Here is a 16,265-nt window from a genome sequence, read left to right as displayed (position 1 = left end):
CGATGGCCGATCTGCTGGGCTATCCGGAATCTCCGGAATCCGTCTCGGGCGTTTCGACCGTGCCGGTGCTGCTGCCGCTGCCGATCGACACCACCTATGACTATCTGCCGCCCGAAGGGCCGCCGCTCGAGCCCGGCGAATTCGTGCTGGTGCCGATCGGGCCGCGCAAGGAGATCGGCGTCGTCTGGGAGCGCGACGCCGCCGCCCGGCCGGTCGATCCGAAGAAGCTGAAGCGGATCGTCGAGCGCTTCGAGCTGCCGCCGCTGCCGGCCACGGCGCGGCGCTTCGCCGATTGGGTGGCGCGCTACACGCTGTCGCCCAGGGGCATGGTGCTCAAGATGATGATGAGCGCCAATGACGTGTTCTCGCCCGACACGCCGCGCTGGGGCTTCAAACTCGCCGGACCGCCGCCCTCGCGCCTGACGCCCGGACGCCAGCGCGCCATCGAGGCCGCCGAGGACGGGCTGATCTGGCCGAAAGCCGCGCTCGCCGAGCGGGCGGGTGTCAGCTACGGCGTCATCGATGGGCTGGCCGAGGCGGGGACGTTTCTGCGGGTCGAGCTGCCGCGGGCGAAACTCCCCCGTCCGAAGGCGGATTTCGCGCCGCCGGATCTTTCCGAGGCGCAAGCCTACGCGGCCCATGCGTTGCGGGAGCGGATCGCGGCGGGCGGCTATAGCGTGTCGCTGATCGACGGCGTCACCGGCTCCGGCAAGACCGAGGTCTATTTCGAGGCCGTCGCCGAGGCGATCCGCCAGGGACGGCAGGCGCTGATCCTGCTGCCGGAGATCGCGCTCACCAACCAGTTCCTCCAGCGCTTCGAGGCGCGCTTCGGCTGCCGTCCGCAGGAATGGCACTCCGCCATCGGGCCGGGCGAGCGCGCCCGCGTCTGGCGCGCCGTCGCCGAGGGCGAGGCGAAAGTCGTGGCCGGCGCCCGCTCGGCGCTGTTCCTGCCCTTCGCCGATCTCGGCCTGATCGTCGTCGACGAGGAGCACGACAGCGCCTTCAAGCAGGAGGACCGCGTCTCCTATCAGGGCCGCGACATGGCGGTGCTGCGCGCCTCGCTGAGCGGCGCGTCCGTGGTGCTGAGTTCGGCGACGCCATCGCTCGAAAGCGTCGTCAACGCCCAGCAGGGCCGCTATGCCCATCTGATCCTGCCGCAGCGTTTCGCCGGCGCGCAGATGCCGGAACTCTCCGCCATCGACCTGCGCAAGACGCCGCCCGAGCGCGGCCGCTGGCTCAGCCCGCCGCTGGTCCAGGCCACCATCGAGACGCTGGAGCGCGGCCAGCAGACGCTGCTCTTCCTCAACCGTCGCGGCTATGCGCCCTTGACCCTCTGCCGGACCTGCGGCCACCGCATCGAATGCCCGCAATGTTCGGCGACGCTGGTCGAGCACCGGTTCCGCCAGCAGCTCACCTGCCACCATTGCGGCTTCACCCTGCCTTTGCCCAAGACCTGCCCGAAATGCTCGTCGGAAGGCTCCCTCGTGCCGTGCGGGCCGGGGGTCGAGCGCGTCGCCGAGGAGGTGGCCGAGCGCTTTCCGGGGATCGAGACGGCGATATTGTCCAGCGACCTGGTGCCCGGCCTGCGGGCGCTGCGGGAGATCATCGAAAAGATCGCGCGGGGGGATGCCAAGATCATCATCGGCACCCAGCTCGTCGCCAAGGGCCATCATTTCCCGCATCTGGCGACGGTCGGCGTCGTCGATGGCGATCTCAGCCTTGCCAATGGCGATCCGCGCGCCGCCGAGCGGACCTTTCAGCTCCTGTCGCAGGTGACGGGCCGCGCCGGCCGCGAGGACGGCGTCAAGGGGCGCGGGCTGATCCAGACGCATCTGCCCGAGCATCCGGTGATGCAGGCCATCATCGCCAGCGACCGCGACAGTTTCATTGCCCAGGAGATCGAGGCGCGCCGCGAAGCTGCCATGCCGCCATTCGGCCGCCTCGCTGCGCTGGTGATCTCGGCCAAGGTCAAGCCCGAGGCCGAACATTATGCCCGCAAACTGGTGCTCGCCGCCCCGCGCTCGGCGAAAATCTCGGTACTCGGCCCGGCCGAGGCTCCGCTCGCCCTGATCCGTGGCCGTCACCGCTACCGCCTCCTCGTCAAGGCGTCCCGCGATGCCGATCTGCAGGCCTATTTGAGACATTGGCTCGATGGAGCGCCGCCGGCCAAGGGGAGCTTACGGCTTGCCGTGGATGTCGATCCTTACAGCTTCTTATAAGCGCTCTTAATTCCCACTGCCCCTCCCGCACGCAAAAAGTGTGAGCGACTATGCTTATATCTCATGGGTATCTCTCCTTCAAATACTCATGAGTAAACCTGTGACTTCCTGGTTATTTCCTCGGTTGATGTGCGCTCCAGATGGTGCGAGTTTTTGCAGCCTGCGCCTCGAATACTGCAAGATTTAACAGATAAGCGAGAAAATCTTGATCTTGCTCGGCAGCCATCACCGAAAGCTCCGAGGTCATCGCTTCGATATATTCAAGGATACTTTCTCTGTCGAAAGTCTGACGGTCGGTTTGACCATGGATTGTACTCGCATAATCCGGATGTCGATGAATGCTGTAATCATTGACATTTTTTTGCTGTCCTTTCGCCATAACGTTCCCCAAATAGACACAAAACGTACTTCATTCTGCATATTTGAAAATGAAGGTAAAGGCTTAAGTCAAAACATCTTTTGATTTGAACGGTTATCCGCAAGACAATCAGGCGGAGTGGATAAGGGCAATACCCTCGAACACGGACGCGTGAACACTGTATCCATGCTCCGAATCGCCAGAATTGTGCCCACTAAAGCTGCAAAAATCGTTACATAGGTATGTTGCAGAGCACGCCATAGGTAATGTGGGTAGGCGTCGCGTCTGATACTGGGGGTTGATTGTTTGTTAAGTTTGAGTGGGGGATAAGCTTGCGGATACCGGTCGCATTTGAACAATTTTTTTAGCGAAATCCTCGCGCGGGCCGGTCACGGTAAAACCATGCGACAGGCCTATCCGACGAATGGCGGCGGCGAGCCGGACTTTTATCGAATCACCTATATCAGTTCCGCAAAGGGGGACATCGGCAAGGCCGAGCTCGACGCGATTCTGGACGTCTCGCGCCGGCTCAACGCCCGCGACGCCGTCGGCGGGCTGCTCCTCTATCATGACGGCCATTTCTTCCAGTGTTTCGAGGGGCCGCGGGAGGCCGCTGAAGACACCTTCGCCCGGATCCGGCGCGACCCGCGCCATGCCGGCCTCATCGTGCTGGCCTCGCACCCTGTCGAGCAGCGCCGGTTTCGCCGCTGGTCGATGGCCTTCTTCCCCATCGATCAACTGACCAGCCGCCAGAGGCAGGACTTCGTCGATTTCACGCAGGTCGAGGCGCATTTCTCCGAAGCCGCCAAAGCCGGCGATCCGACCGCCACCTTGATCGAGAGCTTTGTCGGCAGCTTCCGCGGCCTGGAATGAGCCGGCCACCCCGCCGCCTGAATGAGACCTCAGAAGATGAGATCTTGCGCCGGTGAAACCTTAATCGCGTGGCCTTATCGAAAAATCGAAGCTTTCGCCCAAGCCTTCCCTCACACGCTGTCCAGCAGTATTTCACGATGGAGCATCCTCATGCCACGGCAGATGCCGGCGAAAGCGGATTGCACCGGATCTGCTATGTCAGTTCGGCGCGAGGCGAAATCGGCGTGCAGGGGTTGGTCGAGCTCCTCGATGTCTCGCGCGACCGAAACCAGGTCGCCGGCCTCACCGGCCTCCTGCTCTACCACGACGGCAATTTCATGCAGGCGCTCGAGGGTCCGGATCAGGCGGTGCGGAAAATGTTCGAATGGATCAAGACCGACCCGCGCCATACCGGCCTGATTCAGATGCAAGGGCGCGATGTCGGCGCACGCATGTTCCGGCGCTGGCTGATGGCCTTCCGGCCGGTCGATCAGCTCGCAACCGACCAGCGGCGCGAATTCCTCGATATCCGCCAAATCGCCAGGCAGTTCGGACCCGGCGGCAAGGACCGTGAAGAGACGGCGATCTTGATCGAAAGCTTTCTCTCTAGCTTCCGCGACCTGCACTGAATGAACGAGGCGTTCCACCCGGCCATGGGCGCTTCGGGCAGACCGATTGCGTCGGCCGGCGCGCTTCGCCGATGCCCCCCGCGCGCCGCCACATTCACCTAGCCAATAAGACGCATTGATTCCCAGCATCCGCCTTATTGCAAGCCGCACAAAGCCTGTGTTAGAGAACCTGCGACATCTTCATTTCTCAAGTTTCGGGTGCGATGCGGCCCTGGAGCTTTTATGGGCTGCGCAAAAGTCCGGGCGGGCCTTCAGCACGCAAGGCAGAATGGGAAGAACGCTAAGTTGACTGGCGAAACCACACTTGTTGCGGGAATGGCGGGGCGCTACGCGACGGCGCTGTTTGAACTCGCGCGCGACGAAGGCAAGCTCGACGAGACGGCGGCCGCGCTGACCGCGCTCGACGAACTGCTGGACGAGAGCCCGGATCTGGCGCGGCTGGTCCGCAGCCCGATCTTCTCCGCCACCGAACAGGCGGCCGCGCTGGCGGCCCTGACCGAGAAGGCCGGCATTCCGCCGCTCACCTCCAACTTCCTGCAATTGCTGGTGAAAAACCGCCGGCTGTTCGCCCTGCGCGACATCGTCGCCGGCTTCCGGACGCTGCTCGCCGATCATCGCGGCGAGATCCGGGCCGAAGTCACCTCGGCGGTGCCGCTTTCCGATCAGCAGACGGATGATCTGAAGGCGACGCTGAAGGCCAAGACCGGCAAGGACGTTTCGCTGACCAAGAGCGTCGATCCGGCGCTGCTCGGCGGGCTGATCGTGAAGATCGGCAGCCGGATGGTCGACTCATCGATTCAAACCAAATTGAGCAACATGAAAATCGCCATGAAAGAGGTAGGCTGATGGAAATCCGGGCCTCGGAAATCTCCTCGATTTTGAAGGAGCAGATTAAGAATTTCGGCCAGGAGGCGGAAGTTTCTGAGATCGGCCAGGTGCTCTCCATCGGCGACGGTATCGCCCGCGTCTATGGCCTCGACAATGTCCAGGCCGGCGAGATGGTGGAATTCCCCGGCGGCATTCAGGGCATGGCGCTGAACCTCGAAGTCGACAATGTCGGCGTCGTGATTTTCGGCGAAAATCGCGGCATCAAGGAAGGCGACACGGTCAAGCGCACCGGCTCGATCGTCGAAGTGCCGATCGGCAAGGGCCTCTTGGGCCGCGTCGTGGACGGCCTCGGCAATCCGATCGACGGCCGTGGCCCGATCGTCGCCACCGAGCGCCGCCGCGTCGACCTGAAGGCGCCGGGAATCCTGCCGCGCAAATCCGTGCACGAGCCGATGCAGACCGGCATCAAGGCCATCGACGCGCTGATCCCGATCGGCCGTGGCCAGCGCGAGCTGATCATCGGCGACCGCCAGACCGGCAAGACCGCCGTCGCGCTCGATGCCATCCTCAACCAGAAATCCATCAACGCCAGCGGCGACGAGAGCCAGAAGCTGTATTGCGTCTACGTCGCGGTCGGCCAGAAGCGCTCGACCGTCGCGCAGTTCGTCAAGGTGCTGGAAGAGCAAGGCGCGCTCGAATATTCGATCGTCGTCGCCGCCACCGCCTCCGACCCGGCGCCGCTGCAATATCTCGCGCCCTATGCCGGCTGCGCCATGGGCGAGTATTTCCGCGATAACGGCATGCACGCGCTGATCGTCTATGACGATCTGTCCAAGCAGGCCGTGGCCTACCGCCAGATGTCGCTGCTGCTGCGCCGCCCGCCGGGCCGCGAAGCCTATCCGGGCGACGTCTTCTATGTGCACAGCCGCCTGCTGGAGCGCGCCGCGAAGCTGAACGAGGATCATGGCTCGGGCTCGCTGACCGCCCTGCCGATCGTCGAGACGCAGGCGAACGACGTGTCCGCCTATATCCCGACCAACGTCATCTCGATCACCGACGGCCAGATCTTCCTCGAGACGGACCTGTTCTACCAGGGCATCCGCCCGGCGGTGAACGTCGGCATCTCGGTGTCGCGCGTGGGCTCCTCGGCGCAGATCAAGGCGATGAAGCAGGTTGCAGGCTCGCTGAAGGGCGAGTTGGCGCAATATCGCGAAATGGCCGCCTTCGCCCAGTTCGGCTCGGATCTCGACGCCTCGACCCAGCGCTTGCTGGCCCGCGGCTCGCGCCTGACCGAATTGCTGAAGCAGCCGCAATTCTCGCCGCTGCTGGTCGAAGAGCAGGTCGTCGTGATCTTCGCCGGCACGCGTGGGTTTCTCGATCCGCTGCCGGTCGCCTCGATCGGTCGCTTCGAACGCGAATTCCTCGCTTTCATGCATGACAGCCATCAGCCGCTGCTGGACGAGATCCGCACCAAGAAGGCGCTGAGCGAGGACATGGAAAAGGCCCTGCGCGGTGCGCTGGAGAAATTCTCCAAGGGGTTTGCCGCGTAAGCGGTTTGGGCATCCGCATGATCCGCGAAATTTGGCGGATCATGCGCCAGGGAAGAGGTAAGGCCGCCATTCCGCAAGGGTCGGAGCGGAGGCCGGATATGACGGACGGGGCGACTATTTTGGCGGGAATGCAATGCCGAGCTTAAAAGATCTCCGCAATCGAATCGCCTCGGTGAAGGCGACGCGCAAGATCACCAAGGCCATGCAGATGGTCGCGGCGGCAAAGCTGCGCCGCGCCCAGGAAGCGGCCGTGGCGGCGCGCCCCTATGCCGAGCGCATGAATGCGGTGCTCGCCAATCTCAACGCCCATCTCGGGTCCACCGAAGGCGCCTCGCCGCTGCTCGTCGGCACCGGCCGCGACAAGGTGCATCTGCTGATCGTGATGACCGCCGAGCGCGGCCTTGCCGGCGGCTTCAACACCAATGTCGCCCGCATGGCGCGCCAGCAGATCCGCGCGCTGCAAGCCCAAGGCAAGGACGTCAAGCTGCTGCTGGTCGGCCGCAAGGGCGCCGACGCGCTGCGCCGCGACTATGGCGGGCTGTTCCAGGAAACCGTCGACCTGCGCGCCGTCCGCCAGATCGGCTATGCCGAGGCGCAAGGGGTCGCCCGCCGCCTGCTGCGCATGTTCGACAATGGCGAGTTCGATGTCGCGACGCTCCTGTTCTCGGAGTTCAAGAACATCCTGACGCAGAAGCCGACGGCGGTGCAACTCATCCCGGCGCGCCTGCCCGACGCCGCCCCGGTCGACAATTCCGAGCCGCATGCCGATTACGAATTCGAGCCGGAAGAGGAGGACATCCTCCGCGACCTGCTGCCGCGCAATATCGCAACGCAGATCTACCGCGCCATGCTCGAGAACGTCGCCGGTTTCTATGCCGCGCAGATGGCCGCGATGGATAGCGCGACGCGCAATGCCGGCGACATGATCGAGGCGCTGACACTGAGATACAACCGCAGCCGCCAGGCGCAGATCACCAAGGAGCTGATCGAGATCATCTCCGGCGCCGAGGCTTTATGACGGCATGATTGGTCCGAGCGGGCGGAAGATCTGGACCGGCCGCTCCCATTTCTGAATGGGTCTTCGTGAGGCGGCGCGCTCAGAATGCGCCGGGCGAGACCAAGAGACGACAGGAAACAGCTTCATGGAACAAGAGAAAACCATCGGCCGCGTGCGGCAGGTCACGGGCGCCGTCGTCGACGTGCAGTTCAACGGCCATCTGCCCGCCATTCTGAACGCGCTCGAGACGCAGAACCAGGGCAACCGGCTGGTGCTCGAGGTCGCGCAGCATCTCGGCGAGAACACCGTCCGCACCATCGCCATGGACTCCACCGACGGCCTCGTCCGCGGCCAGGAAGTCATCGACACCGGCAACGTGATCGCGGTGCCGGTCGGCGAGGAAACGCTCGGCCGCATCATGAACGTCATCGGCGAGCCGGTGGACGAAGCCGGCCCGATCAAGTCGAATGAGCGCCGCCCGATCCACGCGCCCGCGCCCAGCTTCGTCGAGCAGTCGACGGAAGCGGAAATCCTCGTCACCGGCATCAAGGTCATCGACCTGCTCGCGCCCTACGCCAAGGGCGGCAAGGTCGGCCTGTTCGGCGGCGCCGGCGTCGGCAAGACGGTGCTGATCCAGGAGCTCATCAACAACGTCGCCAAGGCGCATGGCGGTTATTCCGTGTTCGCCGGCGTCGGCGAGCGCACCCGCGAGGGCAACGATCTCTATCACGAGATGATCGAGTCCGGCGTGAACAAGGAAGGCGGCGGCCAGGGCTCCAAATGCGCCCTCGTGTTCGGCCAGATGAACGAGCCGCCCGGCGCCCGCGCCCGCGTCGCGCTGTCCGGCCTCGCCGTCGCCGAATATTTCCGCGACCAGGGCCAGGACGTGCTGCTCTTCGTCGACAACATCTTCCGCTTCACCCAAGCAGGCTCCGAAGTGTCGGCACTGCTCGGCCGCATCCCCTCCGCCGTGGGCTACCAGCCGACGCTGGGCACCGACATGGGCGAATTGCAGGAGCGCATCACTTCGACCGACAAGGGCTCGATCACCTCGGTGCAGGCCGTCTACGTGCCCGCCGACGACTTGACCGACCCGGCCCCGGCCTCGACCTTCGCGCATCTTGACGCCACCACGACGCTGTCGCGCTCGATCGCGGAAAAGGGCATCTACCCGGCCGTGGATCCGCTCGACTCGACCAGCCGCCTGCTCAGCCCGCTGATCCTGGGCGAAGAGCATTACGGCGTCGCCCGCCAGGTGCAGGCGATCCTGCAGAAATACAAGTCGCTGCAGGACATCATCGCCATTCTGGGCATGGACGAGCTGTCCGAAGACGACAAGCTGGTCGTCGCCCGCGCCCGCAAGATCGAGCGCTTCCTGTCGCAGCCCTTCCACGTCGCCGAAGTCTTCACCGGCAAGTCGGGCGTGCTGGTCGATGTCGCCGACACCGTGAAGGGCTTCAAGGGCCTCTGCAACGGCGAATACGACCATCTGCCGGAACAGGCCTTCTACATGGTCGGCACCATCGAGGAAGCCGTGAAGAAGGCCGAAGAACTCGCGGCCGAAGCGGCCTAAGGATCATTGCGGATGGCCGAAACGTTCAAATTCGAACTGGTCTCGCCCGAGCGGCTCCTGGTCTCCGCCGATGTCGGCGAAGTCCTGGTGCCCGGCTCGGAGGGCGATTTCACCGTCTTGCCGCGCCACGCGCCGGTCATCGCCATGCTGCGGCCCGGCGTGCTGCGAATCCCCGAGATGAGCGGCGAACTGGCTGAAATCTATGTGCGCGGCGGCCTCGCCGATGTCGGCCCGGACAAGCTCGTCGTATTGGCCGAGCAGGCTGTGCCGCTCGGCAAGCTGCAGCGCGAATTCCTCGCCCGCGAGATCAAGGAGGTCGAAGACCTCCTCGCCGAGACCCAGGATGAGGACGTCCGCCGTCTCGCGGTCGACACGCTGGAGCGGCTGCTGAGCCTGCGCGAGACGCTCAATCTGGCCGCGTAGGCAAAATCACCTATACGTCTTAAGGCCTTGCAATTGGCTGTGTTTCAGCCAGTCGCAGGGCCATTTGTCATCTTATGGCAACAGTTGCAACCAAATGTTGTCAACAGATTCTACACAACCGCGCCGGCCCATTCCCGTAAGCGTTGAACCTGTTAGACTTTCGGTTGAGGTTCTGCCATCATGGCAGCCCTTGAAGAGAAGAAACGGAGGTTCCTATGGCGCTTGACGCACATGTTGACGAGCTGTCCGGCAAACATAGGGCTTTGGACAAGCTGATCCAGGAAGAGATCGCCCGTCCATCGTCCGACAGCTTAAGAATAGCAGAGCTGAAACGTCAAAAGCTTCTTCTCAAAGACCGAATGGCCCGCCTGCGATCTCACTTCAAAGACGCGTTCTAGCGGCCTTCCATTCCAACCCCGCCAATTGCGCCGTGGGTTCTCCGGAGCATCTTCTGGATCGTGGAGCAGTATTTTCCCCCGAAGATTGCGTCCCGGAATGAGATGAGCGTCTCTCTGTCGTGGTCGACAGACGATCGCTCTCCCCCGGCGTAGGGCGGGACTTCCGGACGGGTTTCATTTCCGTTTACCATTCGCGCCCGCGCTTGCTGACCGCTGGGCAATCGTCTAGAAAATCGTTGATTGAGGCGAAGCTGCCGCGCGGGCTTGGAAAGCCGGCGCTCGCGGCTTCGTTCGCTATTTCCGACAGCGGGCATTACATCCCGTCTATCGCCGCGCGGCGCGGCCCCGAATGGATGGCATTATGAGCAGCAAGAAGGCGGATAAGCGCCCCGAAGCGCGTCTCCCCAAGGGCATGCGCGACATCGAAGCCCCCGAGCTTCGCGCCATGGAGCGGATGCTGGGCACCATCCGGCGCGTCTATGAATCCTACGGGTTCGAGCCGCTCGACACCCCCGCCTTCGAATATACCGACGCGCTCGGCAAATTCCTGCCCGACCAGGACCGTCCGAATGAGGGCGTCTTCTCGTTCCAGGACGAGGACGAGCAATGGCTGTCGCTGCGCTATGATCTGACGGCGCCGCTGGCCCGCTATGTGGCGCAGAATTTCGATGGGCTGCCGAAGCCGTTCCGGCGCTATCAGACGGGGCCGGTGTGGCGGAACGAGAAGCCGGGGCCTGGGCGGTTCCGGCAGTTCACCCAGTTCGACGCGGACACGGTCGGCACGGACAATGTCGCCGCCGATGCCGAACTGTGTATGCTCGCGGCGGATGCCATCGAGGCGCTGGGGATTCCGCGCGGATCGTTCGTCATCCGGGTGAATTCGCGCAGGATTTTGGACGGGGTGATGACGGCGGCCGGTCTTGGCGAGGACGAGAATGCCAGGCAGCGGCTGACGGTTCTCCGTGCCATCGACAAGCTCGACCGGCTCGGCATCGAAGGCGTGCGCGAATTGCTGGGCGCCGGCCGCAAGGACGAGAGCGGCGATTTCACCAAGGGCGCCGGATTGAATGCCGCCCAAATCGCCGCGATCGAAGCGATGTTCGGCTTCAGTATCACGGTCGAAACCGGCGCCGATGGCCTCCGCACGCCGAAGACGGAAGGCCAGTTTCCGAAGGGGTTTCCGTCCATTGCCGACGTCCCCGCGCTGAATGAGGGGCTGACCGAGGTCGGCCAGATCATCGCGCTGGTCGAGGCCGCCGATTACGGCGACCGCGTCCGTTTCGATCCGACAGTCGTCCGGGGCCTCGAATATTACACCGGCCCCGTCATCGAGGCCGAACTGACCTTCGAGGCGACCGACGAGAGCGGCGCGCCCGTCCGCTTCGGCTCGGTCGGCGGCGGCGGGCGTTATGACGGCCTCGTCTCGCGCTTCAAGGGCACCAAAATCCCCGCGACCGGCTTCTCCATCGGCGTCTCGCGCCTCTATTCGGCGCTGCAGGCGCTCGGCAAGCTCGAAACCGATGCCGTCTCCGGCCCGGTCGTCATCCTCGCCATGGATAAGGCCCGGCTCGGCGATTACAACCGCGTGGCCCGCACGCTGCGAGAGGCAAATATCCGCGCCGAAATCTATCTCGGCACCTCGGGCATGAAGGCCCAGATGAAATATGCCGACAAGCGCGGCGCACCTTGCGTCGTCATCCAGGGCGGCGACGAGCTGGCGCGCGGCGAAGTCACCATCAAGGACCTGATCGAGGGCGACCGGCTCTCCGGCGAAATCGCCGACCATCAGGCGTGGCGCGAAGGCCGCCCGGCGCAATTCTCGGTCAAGGAAAACGAACTGGTCGAGGCCGTGCGCTCGGTGCTTGCGCGTCACGCCAAGGCGTCAGGATAATCCCATGACCGCCGAGTCAGCCTTGCGTTTCGAGGCGCTGGAAGTCCAGGCCGAGCAGATCATGGGCATCTTCGCGCGCGCCGGCTATGAGCGTGTCGCGCCGTCCTTCATCCAGCCCGCCGACATCTTCCTCGACTGCATCGGGGAGGCGCTGCGCAACCGCACCTATGTCTTCACCGATCCGGACGGCCAGGAGCTCTGCCTGCGCCCGGACCTGACCATCCCGGCCTGCCGCATCTATCTCGAGCGCAATCCGCATGCCGATGCGCCCGCGCGCTACGCCTATAACGGCCCCGCCTTCCGCTATCAGGCCGAGCCCGACGCGCTGCGCCCGCGCGAATTCCGGCAGGCAGGCATCGAGAATTTCGGCGCCGCCGACCGCGAGCAGGCCGATGCCGAAGTGCTGGCGCTGATCCTCGACGCCGTCCGCCTCGCCGGCCTCACCGGCTTTGAGATCCGCTGCGGCGACCTCGGCCTCTTCCGCGCCCTCCTCAGCGCGCTGCCGATCCCCGCCCGCTGGCAGGACCGGCTGCTGCACAGTTTCTGGCGCCCCGGCGCGTTCCAGAGCGTGCTGCGCCGCCTCGCCTCGCCGCCCGCCGCGCTGCCCGATCCGGCCATCGCCGCGCTCGCCGAAAGGCTCGACCCGGCCGACCCGCTCGCCGCCGAACAGGAGGTCGCCGCCTTTCTCGACGCGAAGGCGCTGACCCTGCTCGGCGCGCGCAATCTCGGCGAGATCACCACGCGCCTGCTCTCCGCCGCCGCCGATATGCGCGAGCAGCCATTGTCCGGCCATGTGGTGACGCTGGTCGAAGACTATCTCAAGATCTCCGGCACGCCGGACGCCGCGCTCGCCGCCATCGCCGCGCTTTCCAAGGATGCCGGTATCGATCTCGCCGCGCCGCTCGCCGTCTGCCGCCGCCGGCAGGTTTTGCTGCGCGAGGCCGATATCGACACCAATGCGCTGCATTTCGACGCCGATTTCGGCCGCCAGTTCGAATATTATTCCGGCTTCGTTTTCCAGATCGAGCTGCCGGGGCGGGGCATTGCCGGGCAGATCGCGGGCGGCGGCCGCTATGACGGGCTGCTCGCCTCCATCGGCGCCGAGCGCGACGCGCCCGCCATCGGCTCGGCCATCCACACCGAGCGTCTGCTGGCATCGAAGGGAGGCGCCCGATGAGCGCGGAAAAACTCATCCTCGGCGTACCCTCGAAGGGCCGCCTGATGGAGCAGACCGCCGATTATTTCGCCGCGCGCGGCCTCGCTTTCGCGCGCACCGGCCATGAGCGCGGCTATCGCGGCGAGATCGCGGGCTTCGACGATGTCGAGATCGCCTATCTGTCGGCCTCCGAGATCGCACGGCATTTGCAGCTCGGCCGCATCCATCTCGGCGTCACCGGCGAGGACCTGATCCGCGAGCATATCGCCGACGCCGACCAGCGCTGCGATTTCGTGGCCAAGCTCGGTTTCGGGCGCGCCGATGTCGTCGTCGCGGTGCCGGAATGCTGGATCGATGTCGCAACCGTCGCCGACCTCGAGGAAGCCGCCGCGATCTTCTACCGCGAGCATGGCCGCCGCCTGCGCGTCGCGACGAAATATATGAACCTGACGCGGCATTTCTTCGCGCGCGCGGGGCTGGTGAGCTACCGGCTGGTCGAGAGCCTCGGCGCGACCGAGGGCACGCCCGCCGCCCAGACCGCCGAGATCATCGTCGACATCACCACGACGGGCACGACGCTGCGCGCCAACCATCTGAAAATCCTCGCCGACGGGCTGATCCTGCGCTCCGAAGCCTGCCTCGTCGCCTCGCGCGTCGCGGCGCGTCCGGACGCGGTCCGGGTGGCGGAGGCTCGCATCCGGACTCAGTTGGCGCAATTCGGCGCGACCGCCACCATTGGTGCCGATGGCGAGGCTCCGCCGCGGGCACGCGCGAGCGCCGGCAAGCGCAAGCGTCCCGGTTGAAGCATTGCGGCGGCGATCTGGGGGCTATCTTTCGAGGGGGAACATGCGTCTGATCGTGATGGGCCAAAAGGCTTTCGGCAGGGACTGTCTGGAGAAGATCCTTGACGCGGGCCATGACGAGGTCGTGGCCGTCTATTGCGCGCCGGATGACGAGGGGAAGGGGGCCGACCCGTTGAAGGCGTTCGCGCTTTCGAAGGGGCTTCCGGTGCATCAGCCGGCCAATCTCAACGAAGAGCCGACGCTCGAGACGCTGCGGTCGCATGACGCCGATCTGATGGTCATGGCCTATACGACGATGTTTGCGCCGAAGGCGGCGCGCGACATTCCGCGCCTCGGCTCGATCTGCTTTCACCCCTCGCTGCTGCCCCGACACCGGGGGCCGTCCGCGCTCAACTGGCCGATCATCTGGGGCGAGACCAAGTCCGGCTTCTCGTGGTTTTACCCGGCGGATGGGCTGGACGGGGGCGATCTGGCTCTCCAGTGGGAATGCGACATCGGCAGCGACGACACCGTAATCGACCTCTATTTCAAGAAGATCTTTCCGGCGGGCGTGGAAAGCGTGCTGCAGGTTTGCGATCTCTTCCGGTCGGGCAACCCGCCGCGCGTCGCGCAAGACGAAACGGCGGCCACCTATGAGGGCTGGTGCCGCAAGCGGCACGCCAAGATCGACTGGGCCCGGCCCGTCGCCGAGGTCTACAACCTGATCCGCGGGACGAACCCCGCGCCGGGCGCCTGGACCACTTATGCGGGCTCGAAGCTCGACATTTTCGACAGCCGCTCCATCGCCGGATCGGCGACGGGCGCGCCTGGCGAGGTGCTGTCGCTCGGTACGGACGGCATGGTGGTGGCGGCCGACGGCGGGGCGATCCGTGTCATCCGGGTGCGGCCGGCGAAAGGCGCGAAGATGCCGGCGGCCGCGTGGGCGGCCGAAGCCGGAGTTAGCCCAGGCGACCGCCTCGGCGAGTGATCGCGTCCACGGAGGGGGAAGACCTCTGCCGGCGACGGCACCCCCTCGCCTACAGGAGCGGCGGCGGAAACAGCGGCAAGCCTATCCGCCCGGACGCACATTGCGAGCGACCCGGAAGCCGCGTGCGCTTTCGAAGCTGCCGCCCGCCGACGGCTCGCAATCGGCATCACGGTCGCCGTCGTCGAGCCATTGCCAATTGCCGTTCTTGCGCCGTCCATTGCAATCGCGCGACGCCTCGCGGCCGGACAGCGGCGCGACCACCCGGTAGGACTGGCCGGTGACGCCGGTCAGCCAGTCGGCATAGGCGCTCGCCTCGCGCTGGCTGACATTCATCACCGGATCTTCCGAATTGCGCGGGCCGGAGCGGTAGGGCAGGCAGATGCCGTCGGCGACGCAGGCGTTCCACTGCGCCACGGTGATCGTCGACAGGCTGATGGCGAGGCCGGAGCCCTCGCCGGGTGCCGCGCTGCGCCGCGCCAGCGACATCACCGGGCATTTGGCGCAATCGCTGAACGCATCGGCGCTGACTTCGCCCGAGCCGGGGATCGGCCGCTTTCTTGGCGGCGCCAGCGTCTCGGGCGCGGCGGCTGAGGGTTGCGCCACGTCCGGCTCCTTCAGGCGCGCCAGCATGCGGGCGGTCGCCCGCGCGCCGCCCTCTTCCTCGTCATAGGCGGTCGACCGGCCGGGCGGGTCGTATTTCGGCGGCTCCTCCTCCAGCCGGGCGATCTCGGCGTCGCTGAGGCCGGAAATTCTCGGCGGCTGCGCGGGCAGCGCCTGGGTGACGTCGCCGGACTCGCCCGACAATTCGGCGCGCTTGGCGGCGGCGGCTCGCTCGCTGAGCGAGGGCATGACCGGCGCCGGCGCGGCAGGCGCGGGCGCCGGGGCCTGGATCGGCGGCGGGGCTGGCCGGTCGAGCGCGGCGACCCTGGACGCGGGCGGCTGCGGCTGGCCCTGCGGCGCGGCGGGCTTCTCGACCGCCGTCACTCTGGGCGCGGGAGGCCGAGCCGCGGCAGGCGGCTGGGCCGGCAGGGCGCTGGCGGCGGGCGACGGCGCCGGCGCGGCGGGCTTCACCTTGGCGGCGGCTTCGCGGGCTCTGGCAAGCGCCTTGTCGTGATCCTCGGTCTCGGCTTTCGCCGGCGGCGCCGCGGGCGCGGGCTGGGCTGCGACGGCGGCGGGCGGCTCGGGCTTGTGGTCCTGGCTGGCGCTGACCAGCGCGCCCGGACGGTCGCCCGCGCTGTCGAAGACGGCGATATCGGCAACCACGACCACCCAATAGAGCGCCGCGCTCGGGCCGAGCAGCAGCAAAAACACCATCGCGGCGAGGCGGCCCCATTGCGTGCGCTTCGCCTTCTCGCGCTTGTCGGAGAAGGACAGCCATTCATTATAGGCCTGGCGGCGGGATGCGTCCTTCAGCCCTTCATAGGCCGTATTGATGCGCTTGAAGGAGCGCTCGGCCTCGGCATCGCCCGGATTGTGGTCGGGGTGGTAATATTTGGCGAGCTCGCGGAATGCCTGCTTGACTTGGTCGTCATCGGCATTCTCGCTGATACCGAGAATGTCATAGTAATTTTCAGCGCCCAGGCTCATTTGCAGCAAACCAGCTTTTTCGTCGACTCTATGA

At 65.5% G+C, this 16,265-nt stretch carries 15 protein-coding genes; 13 read left to right on the top strand and 2 right to left on the bottom strand.

Annotation, left to right across the window (positions count from 1 at the left end; all coding sequences use genetic code 11):
• The first annotated feature begins 2 nt into the window (after positions 1-2).
• A complete protein-coding gene (locus BLEFHOIH_RS20260) occupies positions 3-2,219 on the top strand; it encodes a primosomal protein N' (protein ID WP_088347851.1) in 2,217 nt (738 codons plus the stop codon).
• Between the two features lie 112 nt (positions 2,220-2,331).
• Here the strand turns inward: BLEFHOIH_RS20260 and BLEFHOIH_RS26405 are convergent, their stop codons facing one another.
• On the bottom strand, positions 2,332-2,598 hold the full coding sequence (locus BLEFHOIH_RS26405) for a hypothetical protein (protein ID WP_125461833.1): 267 nt from the start codon (positions 2,596-2,598) through the stop codon (positions 2,332-2,334).
• Between the two features lie 381 nt (positions 2,599-2,979).
• Here BLEFHOIH_RS26405 and BLEFHOIH_RS20255 point away from each other — a divergent pair, with 381 nt between their 5' ends.
• From BLEFHOIH_RS20255 to BLEFHOIH_RS20195, 12 genes are all read left to right on the top strand, one after another.
• Positions 2,980-3,450, top strand: a complete 471-nt coding sequence (locus BLEFHOIH_RS20255; protein WP_125461832.1) for a BLUF domain-containing protein — start codon at positions 2,980-2,982, stop codon at positions 3,448-3,450.
• A gap of 137 nt (positions 3,451-3,587) precedes the next feature.
• Positions 3,588-4,058, top strand: coding sequence for a BLUF domain-containing protein (locus BLEFHOIH_RS20250; protein WP_088347849.1), 471 nt, complete (start codon positions 3,588-3,590; stop codon positions 4,056-4,058).
• Between the two features lie 285 nt (positions 4,059-4,343).
• The gene (locus BLEFHOIH_RS20245) at positions 4,344-4,904 is read left to right on the top strand and encodes a F0F1 ATP synthase subunit delta (protein WP_088347848.1); all 561 of its coding nucleotides are present in this window, start codon (positions 4,344-4,346) and stop codon (positions 4,902-4,904) included.
• The gene (gene atpA, locus BLEFHOIH_RS20240) at positions 4,904-6,436 is read left to right on the top strand and encodes a F0F1 ATP synthase subunit alpha (protein ID WP_088347847.1); all 1,533 of its coding nucleotides are present in this window, start codon (positions 4,904-4,906) and stop codon (positions 6,434-6,436) included. Before BLEFHOIH_RS20245 ends, atpA begins: the two co-directional genes overlap by 1 nt.
• 133 nt (positions 6,437-6,569) lie before the next feature.
• Entirely contained in the window at positions 6,570-7,454 is an 885-nt protein-coding gene (locus tag BLEFHOIH_RS20235; protein WP_088347846.1) for a F0F1 ATP synthase subunit gamma, read from the top strand.
• 124 nt (positions 7,455-7,578) lie between these two features.
• On the top strand, positions 7,579-9,006 hold the full coding sequence (atpD, locus tag BLEFHOIH_RS20230; RefSeq protein WP_088347845.1) for a F0F1 ATP synthase subunit beta: 1,428 nt from the start codon (positions 7,579-7,581) through the stop codon (positions 9,004-9,006).
• 12 nt (positions 9,007-9,018) lie between these two features.
• On the top strand, positions 9,019-9,429 hold the full coding sequence (locus BLEFHOIH_RS20225; RefSeq protein WP_088347844.1) for a F0F1 ATP synthase subunit epsilon: 411 nt from the start codon (positions 9,019-9,021) through the stop codon (positions 9,427-9,429).
• Positions 9,430-9,644: 215 nt separating this feature from the next.
• On the top strand, positions 9,645-9,827 hold the full coding sequence (locus BLEFHOIH_RS20220; protein ID WP_088347843.1) for a DUF465 domain-containing protein: 183 nt from the start codon (positions 9,645-9,647) through the stop codon (positions 9,825-9,827).
• Between the two features lie 361 nt (positions 9,828-10,188).
• The gene (gene hisS / locus BLEFHOIH_RS20210; RefSeq protein ID WP_088347943.1) at positions 10,189-11,718 is read left to right on the top strand and encodes a histidine--tRNA ligase; all 1,530 of its coding nucleotides are present in this window, start codon (positions 10,189-10,191) and stop codon (positions 11,716-11,718) included.
• Positions 11,719-11,722: 4 nt separating this feature from the next.
• Positions 11,723-12,895 carry an ATP phosphoribosyltransferase regulatory subunit gene (locus tag BLEFHOIH_RS20205; protein WP_088347841.1) on the top strand — a complete coding sequence of 391 codons (1,173 nt, stop codon included), beginning with the start codon at positions 11,723-11,725 and terminating at the stop codon, positions 12,893-12,895.
• On the top strand, positions 12,892-13,677 hold the full coding sequence (gene hisG / locus BLEFHOIH_RS20200) for an ATP phosphoribosyltransferase (RefSeq protein ID WP_088347840.1): 786 nt from the start codon (positions 12,892-12,894) through the stop codon (positions 13,675-13,677). The genes BLEFHOIH_RS20205 and hisG overlap by 4 nt, the downstream gene beginning before the upstream one ends.
• Before the next feature lie 43 nt (positions 13,678-13,720).
• Positions 13,721-14,644: a methionyl-tRNA formyltransferase gene (locus BLEFHOIH_RS20195; RefSeq protein ID WP_170937280.1), complete on the top strand. Its 924-nt coding sequence runs from the start codon at positions 13,721-13,723 to the stop codon at positions 14,642-14,644.
• An 81-nt stretch (positions 14,645-14,725) separates the two neighbouring features.
• Here the strand turns inward: BLEFHOIH_RS20195 and BLEFHOIH_RS20190 are convergent, their stop codons facing one another.
• On the bottom strand, positions 14,726-16,231 hold the full coding sequence (locus BLEFHOIH_RS20190) for a DnaJ domain-containing protein (protein WP_170937279.1): 1,506 nt from the start codon (positions 16,229-16,231) through the stop codon (positions 14,726-14,728).
• Positions 16,232-16,265 lie beyond the last annotated feature (34 nt).

The organism is Rhodomicrobium sp. R_RK_3, from assembly GCF_002198715.1.
GTDB lineage: Bacteria > Pseudomonadota > Alphaproteobacteria > Rhizobiales > Rhodomicrobiaceae > R-RK-3.
The sequence above is the reverse complement of the archived record's forward strand: the minus strand, read 5'-3'. Positions and strand labels throughout refer to the sequence as shown.

Bases quoted from the DNA above. Each gene is read 5' to 3' on its own strand.
- BLEFHOIH_RS20260 (WP_088347851.1), top strand. From the start codon at position 3: ATGGCCGATCTGCTGGGCTATCCGGAATCTCCGGAATCCGTCTCGGGC.
- BLEFHOIH_RS26405 (WP_125461833.1), bottom strand. From the start codon at position 2,598: ATGGCGAAAGGACAGCAAAAAAATGTCAATGATTACAGCATTCATCGA.
- BLEFHOIH_RS20255 (WP_125461832.1), top strand. From the start codon at position 2,980: ATGCGACAGGCCTATCCGACGAATGGCGGCGGCGAGCCGGACTTTTAT.
- BLEFHOIH_RS20250 (WP_088347849.1), top strand. From the start codon at position 3,588: ATGGAGCATCCTCATGCCACGGCAGATGCCGGCGAAAGCGGATTGCAC.
- atpA (WP_088347847.1), top strand. From the start codon at position 4,904: ATGGAAATCCGGGCCTCGGAAATCTCCTCGATTTTGAAGGAGCAGATT.
- BLEFHOIH_RS20235 (WP_088347846.1), top strand. From the start codon at position 6,570: ATGCCGAGCTTAAAAGATCTCCGCAATCGAATCGCCTCGGTGAAGGCG.
- atpD (WP_088347845.1), top strand. From the start codon at position 7,579: ATGGAACAAGAGAAAACCATCGGCCGCGTGCGGCAGGTCACGGGCGCC.
- BLEFHOIH_RS20225 (WP_088347844.1), top strand. From the start codon at position 9,019: ATGGCCGAAACGTTCAAATTCGAACTGGTCTCGCCCGAGCGGCTCCTG.
- BLEFHOIH_RS20220 (WP_088347843.1), top strand. From the start codon at position 9,645: ATGGCGCTTGACGCACATGTTGACGAGCTGTCCGGCAAACATAGGGCT.
- hisS (WP_088347943.1), top strand. From the start codon at position 10,189: ATGAGCAGCAAGAAGGCGGATAAGCGCCCCGAAGCGCGTCTCCCCAAG.
- BLEFHOIH_RS20205 (WP_088347841.1), top strand. From the start codon at position 11,723: ATGACCGCCGAGTCAGCCTTGCGTTTCGAGGCGCTGGAAGTCCAGGCC.
- hisG (WP_088347840.1), top strand. From the start codon at position 12,892: ATGAGCGCGGAAAAACTCATCCTCGGCGTACCCTCGAAGGGCCGCCTG.
- BLEFHOIH_RS20195 (WP_170937280.1), top strand. From the start codon at position 13,721: ATGCGTCTGATCGTGATGGGCCAAAAGGCTTTCGGCAGGGACTGTCTG.
- BLEFHOIH_RS20190 (WP_170937279.1), bottom strand. From the start codon at position 16,231: ATGAGCCTGGGCGCTGAAAATTACTATGACATTCTCGGTATCAGCGAG.